We start from the raw sequence: 7,077 nt of genomic DNA, 5'->3' as shown, positions 1-7,077 counted from the left end.
GCCATCGACCTTTTTTATCAATCTATTGGAGATCGACATGGACCCAGTACGTAAAAATTTTGCAATGAGCCTGCACGCCGAGGAGGACTTTCTCAAACGCGCGCTGCGTGATTTTCGGGTGGAAGAGCGAGACGTTACCGACGTAGAGCTTGCCCATCTTTTCCCCGATGTATTAAAGGACGGCGAACCCCTTCCGGTCGCCGCTTGATAAGGAGAAAATTTATGGCACATAAATCCCTGGCCAGCCGGATTCTTCCCAAGCCCCTGCAGGACGATATCGAACGGCAGATCCAACCGCACTTGAGACGGCGTGCCTCCGGCGACGGGGTGTGCTCGACCAAGACAGCACGCGAGCGCCGTGGGCACATCCTCGGCACGGTCGCCTGTTTGTGGCAACTGGGCTACCGGATTCGCAAGCTCGAATCCCTGGACAAACGACACATAGACGCCCTGAGGACCCATTGGGAAGCGGAAGGACTGTCGGCAGAGTTTCTTCACAACCGCGCATCGGTACTGCGAACGCTGGCAGGTTGGCTGGGCAAGCGGCACCTGGTGGGCGATCTTTCCGACTACTTTCCAAAAGAGCGCACCCGGCGCAAGACGTCGACCGATGAGGATCTTTCATGCAAAGGAAAAGGGATCGATCCGATCAAAGTCATTGCTCTGGCCCGGACCATTGATGAACGGCTGGCGGCCATGCTGGCCATGCAGCACGCGTTCGGACTGCGGGTCAAGGAATCCATTGAGATTCGTCCGGCCAACTCAGTTGTCGAAGGCGGCGATTTTATCGAAGTGTTTTCCGGTACCAAGGGAGGCAAGCTGCGCCGGATTCCTCTCACGGATGATTATCAGTGCACCACACTGGCATGGGTACGGCAAGTGGCCGCCGGCGGAAAAACCGGTCGCTTGCGTTGAGCGGACACCACCTGGCGCCAGGCGCAGAACCGCTACTACTACCTGGTGCGCGAACGACTGAGGATTTCAAAGGCTCAAGCGGACTTTACGTCGCATGGATTTCGTCACGGCTATGCGCATAAAGGCTATGAGGACAGGACGGGCCACCCGCCGCCGGTAGTGGTCGAAAAGGGACAGCGTAAGCCGGTACCGCCGCCGGGTCTGGATCGTGAGACGCATCAGCGCGCTTCCTTGGCGGTTTCACGCGCCTTGGGCCATGAACGCCTGAGCGCCACCACCTCCTATTACGGGACGTATGGCCACCGTTTCCGGCGTCGTGGCGGAAATTCAAAAATCAAGCGATGAGTGTCATTTCATACATCGGTGGGATAAACGGTCGCTGCCTACGATTTACAAACTGTTCCTGTCCATTCTGACGGGCGTTTACGTATTGACGTTCAATGCGACTAACGACCATCGGAAGAAGCATTGCTTTCTGGATCATGCCACCAACGATTCCCGTACTGCGAACGTGAGACGCATCAGCAGCAAGCAGGCTTCGTTGGAAGTATCCCGCGCGTCGGGTCAGGTTCGGGCAAACGGGTGTGCGTTGCCGTTTCCAGGAACAATGCGGACGTTTCCTTACGATTTGCGCCGGCAAGATAGGCTTGGTAATGCGCAAGGGAACACCGTATCTGTTTTAGACCGGAGAGCGTGACAGACCTCATTCGGAACGACAGGACGGCAATACCATTCCCCTTGGTTGAGCAACACCTGCAGAGACGGAATAAGCATTTCTTCAGGGGTGATCACTTCGGCAAGTGCGCTCATGATGGATCTCCAAACAGTCACTCCATTTTGAAGAAACGCACCATCAATTTCTGGAAAAATTCGGGGTTGGACGAACCGTCACGAGTATTGGAGAACTTCTTCTCCACTTGTTCTTTGGGATGTCGGCGACCCTAAGCTATCTTCCGACCATTAACCTGATGCATGAAAGTGCCATACCCCATTCGCCGTCGCTCCATGTACCGGCAGGCCGAGACCCAGCTCGCAGTGGATTCGCCTTTTGGTGGCTATGGGCATCACCGACCGCTGGAGGTACGCGATCGGGGACGCCCGGTTTAACTGCCTTTCCCATGCCGTGCTTGCAAGAGCTATCAATCTTTGATAGTTTGGGTACGTAGATAACCACAGGAGGCCATGCCATGCCGTCAAGCTATGTCATCGGTGAACATTTTGAGACTTTCATCAAGAACCAGATTCAGCAGGGGCGTTATGCCAGCGCCAGCGAAGTCATCCGCGACGGGCTGCGCTCTCTGGAAGATCGGGAAAAATTCCGGGCAATGAAACTGGAGGCTTTACGCGCCGAGATTCAAAAGGGCGCTGACAGCGGCGCAGGCATTCCCGCCGCAACCGTCTTTGCCGAGATACGCGCCCGCATTGGCCAGGAAGAAGCTGGCCGCTCGGGCAAGCAATGAAAGTTGAATTTTCCCCCGTCGCCAAAGACGACTTGCTCGAAATTGCGCTCTATATCGCGCAAGACAACCCAGTCCGCGCCCTCAGCTTCGTTGACGAATTGGAAGCACAGTGTCTGCGGCTCGGCAAGCGGCGGGTATTGGCGCACCACGCCCGGAACTGGGGGAAGGCGTCCGTATGCACCCGCATGGGCGCTACCTGATTTTCTACCACGAACACGCCAGCATGCTCCGCATCGAGCGCGTCATGCACGGGGCGCGTGACATTGGCAGCGATGATTTCGACGTGGCAGCAGGCTAACCACGCCACCGCTTGTCAAGCAAGGGCAACGCACTTAGCGCCTGATGGCAGGATGGCGTGGCTGCGCAAACTCTCGCCGCCCCTTCGCCAATATTGTTGATCTGGCCGTCGACCGATCGGTCGATTTCGTTTTATCGCTGGCGACATCTTCGACGGTGACCGGCCCGCTTTCAACACCGGACTACATTTAACATCCGAGTTACGACTGCCCACCGAGGCGGATACGATCACTTCACCAACCACCGTATATACTCGCGGCCAAACTCGTTATGCGGCGCTTCCGTGAATCGGTATCACGTCCGCCCCGGCCTTGATTTTGTCGAGGTAATCCGCCCACAGTTGCATCATGGCCTTGCGCTCCTTCAGGAACTTGGTACGGTTGTACGCCGTGCCTAGGGTGTCAGAGACAGAGTGCGCCAGCTGGTGCTCGATCACTTCTGGCTTTTGGTGCAGTTCTTCATGCAGGATGGTTCTGGCCATCGCCCGAAAACCATGCCCGGTAATCTCGGTGCGAGTATCGTAGCCCATGCGCCGCAGTGCCGCATTGATCGCCGCTGCGGACATTGGCCTTGCGGCCGTGCGTGCCCCAGGAAAGACGTATCTCCCTTGCCCGGTCAGGGCATACAGTTCCCGCAGTATGGCCACGGCCTGAGTCGCCAGTGGAACCAGGTGGTTGGTGTTGGTCTTCGAGACGCGATAGCGCCACTCGGCCTTATCAAGATCAAGGTGCGCCCATTCCGCTTTCCGTAGTTCGCCAGGCCGGACAAACAGCAGGGGCGCCAGCTTCAAGGCACACTGGACGGGGAAGGTGCCGGAGAAGCCATCAAAGGCGCGAAGCATTTCTGCGACCTTGGCTGGCTCGGTAATACTGGCGAAGTGCTTTTCCACCGCAGGCGGGATAGCGCCGATCAGGTCACGTGCCGGGTCGCTCTTTGCCCTGCTTGTTGCAATGGCGTAGCGAAAAACTCGGCTGATCTCGCTTCGGACTCGGTGTGCGGTAAACCTCGCGCCACGGCTGTCAATCCGGCGCATGACGATCAGAATCTCAGGGGCGTCTATCTCCGAGATAGGGCGCTTGCCCAACCAGGGGAATACATCGTTTACCATGCGCGCCAGAGTTTTTTCATACTGCCCGATAGCTACCATCGTTTTACGGCCTTCCATCCATTCAAGGGCGACAATCTCGAAGGTACTGGCATTAGTGATAACCGCTTCCCGCTTGACGGCCTTCTTTTTTTCGCCGGGGTCGGTGCCTGCCCGTATCAAGTCGCGAGCCTCTTTGGCCTTCGCTCTGGCTTCCGGGGGTCGGACTTCGGGGTAGACGCCAAAGGACAGGAGCTTTTCTTTCCCGGCCATCCGGTACTTCATGCGCCAATATCTTGCCCCGTTCGGCCGCACCTCGATATACAATCCAAATCCATCGGCTATTTTGTAGGGCTTGTTTTTGAGTTCGGCGTTATCTATCTCTTTTACTGTAAGCATAGGTGCAAACCTCCAATTTGGGGGTACATTTTCAGGAAAAACCATGGTTTTTGTGATGTACCCCCAAATGTACCCCCAAATACCCCCGGATTTAATGGGACTGCCATGGACTGCTGAGGACAGTATAGATGTAAAAAAACCCGCATTCAAGCGGGTTTCAGAGGAGTCTTCGGACTATATGGGACTGCTTTAAATCATTAATTGGTGCCCCCGCGCGGAATCGAACCACGACCTGATGATTACAAATCAACTGCACGACCTTCATGCTACGGGGGCAGACCTGACGGTCGCGGCGCGAATTATAGCCGAAGCGAACGGCTACAGCATCCTGACAGTCAAATTCCTGTTACAAACAAACAGCACCCCTAGACCACGCCACATAAATCACAAATGACCATGGCAACGCTCTCAAACCCCGCTGTAATCGCCCGCGAAACCTTGAAACAACTCATGTCGCGCCGCATGGCACCGTCGCCTGAGAACTACCGTGCCATTTACAACGAAATTGCCGGCACCACCGACAAGGCAACTGCGCTCTTCCCCGAGCGGGAGCTCAAGGCACTCCTGCTCTCGCTACCTAGGGAAACCCCAGTTCAGCAGCGCCTTTCGCGGCAGCTTGAACAGTCCCTCAAAGGACAAAACTGGGAGGAATTCCAAAAAACCCTGGTTGATTTCATTAAGGCGCACAGCACTGAAAGGGAACTGAACTGGGGCGACTTGATAGCCGAATTCCTTCGTCAGTGGGAAACCAAGCAGTCCAACCTCACGCCTGCTCGCAAGCGTGAATCGCTTGAGCACATTCTCGCCAGCGCCACCAAAAACAGCGAAATCCTGTTCGCCCGACTGCAAGGACTGATCAAATCGTGGTCGCTCAATAGCGCGGAGCCCGAAGCTATCGTACTGGGTGAAGACACAATCGACGCCGTGACGGAAACACCTCCACCGGCACCGGTTAACCTTCCAGCCGCCCTGACCTCAGGCGCGGCTAGCCGCGCCAGCGAGTTGCTGCCCGAATTGCGAAGCCTGTTTGCCTACACACTGGAGGTCGTCGTTGCAACACAAATTGGCGACGAGCCTGAGCTGGCTGCCCAAGCACATACACTTGCTGCAGCCGTGCGCAGCGCATCCACACTCAAGGCCATGGATGAGCTGCTCGCAGACACCAAGCGCTTTGCCTTCCGTCTGGAGTTTCTGACCGAAGATCGCAACGAACTGCGTAGCGGCTTGCTCAAATTGCTCCAGCTCATGATCGACAATGTCAGCGAACTGGTGGTCGATGATCACTGGCTGAACGGGCAGATCGACATGGTGCGTGAGATAGTTGCGCGCCCAATGAACCTGCGTGCCATCAATGATGCCGAGCACCGTTTAAAGGAAGTCATTTTCAAACAGGGACAGCTCAAGAACAGCCTGATCGAAGCCAAGGAGGCTTTGAAACAGATGCTGGCCGGATTCGTCGATCACCTGGCCGAATTTGCCGACTCGACCTCTGATTACCACGACAAAATTGAGAACTGTGCCGAAAAAATCAGCAAGGCTGAAGACATCACCCAGCTCGAAGACGTTCTTGCCGAAGTCATCAGTGAGACACGCATCATCCAGATCAACGCGCAGCGTTCGCGCGATGACCTGCGCGCCACCAAACAACGGGTCGAAGAAGCCGATAAACGCATCAATGAATTGGAAGAGGATCTTGACAAGGCCAGCCTGCTGGTGCGCCATGACCAGCTTACCGGCGCCCTCAACCGCCGTGGCCTTGAAGAGACCTTCGACAATGAAGTGGCGCGTGCGCAACGTAGAAAGTCCCCACTCTGTGTCGCCATGCTCGACATCGACAATTTCAAGAAGCTCAACGATTCATTCGGCCATGAGGCCGGTGACGCCGCACTCATCCATCTGGTGACGGTCATCCGTGAAACGCTGCGTCCACAGGACACCCTCGCCCGCTTTGGCGGAGAAGAATTCATCATCATCCTGCCCGATACACCCCAACAGGACGCTCAAAAAGCAATCGTCCGCCTGCAACGCGAACTCACAAAACGACTCTTTCTGCATGACAATGAAAAGGTACTGATCACCTTCAGCGCAGGTATCACTGAGTACCGGCTTGACGACTCGCAAACCAGCGTAACCAAGCGGGCGGATGAGGCGATGTATGCGGCAAAGAAAGCCGGCAAGAACCGGGTTGTGGCAGCTTAAACCGTACTGCAAATTTGCACGGTGTTAAGTTTTCATAAGCTCGTGGTGGCTGATATGAGATCAGGCCTTGAAAACCCGAAAAAAGACAAAAACACGGCACAAGCCGGCAATCTCGCCGCGATACTGCACGAAGAAGACCCGGATTCACTTGCTGAAGCGGCCAATGCCATGACATCAACCATGGTCAAACGCGCGAAAAAAACCTTCCCCAACTGGAAAAGTCACTGGCAGGACAGTACCCGGCCGCACTTGATAGGGTGCAACGCCTCTTGTTTGGGTCGACTTGACACTGTGGAGGTTAATGGCAAACCCGTCATTCCGCACTTGATCCGGAATCGAGCTTATTGAGCGTTTCCTTAAACCATGCAGCGTCTTCTTCAAAGAGTTTAATGGCAGCAGTTTCTTCTTTGCCGTCCAGAAATATCGTTTCTTTGAGGCGTTGCCTAACAATATCTATGGAAATGATCGACTGTTCAATTCCGGCGCGGATCCATTCACGATCACGCGGCTCTCCTCGAGCATATTTCGAAATCGCCGCATCATCAGGGTCAATACAGCAAAGCGTTATTCCGTTGTTTAACTTTAAAACGTTCAGACGTGATTCCCAATCAGTTGGAAGGGTTGCAAGGTTTGGAGATGCCGGATCCAGATAGAATCCATTCGCCTTGTGGAAAGTTGAGCCTTCGCCAATGGTTCCCGTCAGATCAAACGCCCTCACCGGAT

8 protein-coding genes, 1 tRNA gene and 1 pseudogene are annotated in these 7,077 nt (G+C 55.2%); 6 read left to right on the top strand and 4 right to left on the bottom strand.

All coding sequences use genetic code 11. The annotated features are described in order from the left end of the window. Together JNM42_RS06145 and JNM42_RS06140 are read left to right on the top strand one after the other, a co-directional pair. Nucleotides 1–208 (top strand): hypothetical protein (locus tag JNM42_RS06145; protein ID WP_294267716.1); only part of this gene is annotated, 208 nt, incomplete at its 5' end. Nucleotides 209–222: 14 nt separating this feature from the next. Beyond that, nucleotides 223–915, top strand: coding sequence for a phage integrase N-terminal domain-containing protein (locus JNM42_RS06140; RefSeq protein WP_294267714.1), 693 nt, complete (start codon nt 223–225; stop codon nt 913–915). Nucleotides 916–1,536: 621 nt separating this feature from the next. Here JNM42_RS06140 and JNM42_RS06135 read toward each other — a convergent pair. Beyond that, the gene (locus tag JNM42_RS06135; protein WP_294267711.1) at nt 1,537–1,725 is read right to left on the bottom strand and encodes a hypothetical protein; all 189 of its coding nucleotides are present in this window, start codon (nt 1,723–1,725) and stop codon (nt 1,537–1,539) included. Between the two features lie 377 nt (nt 1,726–2,102). Between JNM42_RS06135 and JNM42_RS06130 the strand changes: the two genes are divergently transcribed. Together JNM42_RS06130 and JNM42_RS19425 are read left to right on the top strand one after the other, a co-directional pair. Next, nucleotides 2,103–2,375: a type II toxin-antitoxin system ParD family antitoxin gene (locus tag JNM42_RS06130; protein ID WP_294267709.1), complete on the top strand. Its 273-nt coding sequence runs from the start codon at nt 2,103–2,105 to the stop codon at nt 2,373–2,375. Further along, nucleotides 2,372–2,673: pseudogene (locus JNM42_RS19425) on the top strand (type II toxin-antitoxin system RelE/ParE family toxin). Before JNM42_RS06130 ends, JNM42_RS19425 begins: the two are co-directional and overlap by 4 nt. Nucleotides 2,674–2,940: 267 nt before the next feature. On the opposite strand, the gene JNM42_RS06120 reads toward JNM42_RS19425, so the two are convergent. Both JNM42_RS06120 and JNM42_RS06115 read right to left on the bottom strand, forming a co-directional pair. Next, a complete protein-coding gene (locus tag JNM42_RS06120) occupies nt 2,941–4,155 on the bottom strand; it encodes an integrase arm-type DNA-binding domain-containing protein (protein WP_294267705.1) in 1,215 nt (404 codons plus the stop codon). 202 nt (nt 4,156–4,357) lie between these two features. Beyond that, nucleotides 4,358–4,431: transfer RNA gene (locus tag JNM42_RS06115), tRNA-Thr, on the bottom strand. Between the two features lie 120 nt (nt 4,432–4,551). On the opposite strand from JNM42_RS06115, the gene JNM42_RS06110 reads away from it, so the two are divergent. Both JNM42_RS06110 and JNM42_RS06105 read left to right on the top strand, forming a co-directional pair. Continuing rightward, nucleotides 4,552–6,354, top strand: coding sequence for a GGDEF domain-containing protein (locus JNM42_RS06110; RefSeq protein WP_294267703.1), 1,803 nt, complete (start codon nt 4,552–4,554; stop codon nt 6,352–6,354). A 21-nt stretch (nt 6,355–6,375) separates the two neighbouring features. After that, nucleotides 6,376–6,702 carry a GSU2403 family nucleotidyltransferase fold protein gene (locus JNM42_RS06105; RefSeq protein ID WP_366504411.1) on the top strand — a complete coding sequence of 109 codons (327 nt, stop codon included), beginning with the start codon at nt 6,376–6,378 and terminating at the stop codon, nt 6,700–6,702. On the opposite strand, the gene JNM42_RS06100 is transcribed toward JNM42_RS06105, so the two are convergent. Further along, nucleotides 6,668–7,077 (bottom strand): DUF6036 family nucleotidyltransferase (locus JNM42_RS06100; RefSeq protein WP_294267702.1); only part of this gene is annotated, 410 nt, incomplete at its 5' end. The genes JNM42_RS06105 and JNM42_RS06100 overlap by 35 nt on opposite strands.

It is taken from the genome of Propionivibrio sp. (assembly GCF_016790145.1).
Taxonomy (GTDB): domain Bacteria; phylum Pseudomonadota; class Gammaproteobacteria; order Burkholderiales; family Rhodocyclaceae; genus Propionivibrio.
The sequence above is the reverse complement of the archived record's forward strand: the minus strand, read 5'-3'. Positions and strand labels throughout refer to the sequence as shown.

Coding starts and splice junctions, on each gene's coding strand:
- JNM42_RS06110 (WP_294267703.1), top strand. CDS start 4,552: ATGGCAACGCTCTCAAACCCCGCTGTAATCGCCCGCGAAACCTTGAAA.
- JNM42_RS06140 (WP_294267714.1), top strand. CDS start 223: ATGGCACATAAATCCCTGGCCAGCCGGATTCTTCCCAAGCCCCTGCAG.
- JNM42_RS06120 (WP_294267705.1), bottom strand. CDS start 4,155: ATGCTTACAGTAAAAGAGATAGATAACGCCGAACTCAAAAACAAGCCC.
- JNM42_RS06130 (WP_294267709.1), top strand. CDS start 2,103: ATGCCGTCAAGCTATGTCATCGGTGAACATTTTGAGACTTTCATCAAG.
- JNM42_RS06135 (WP_294267711.1), bottom strand. CDS start 1,725: ATGAGCGCACTTGCCGAAGTGATCACCCCTGAAGAAATGCTTATTCCG.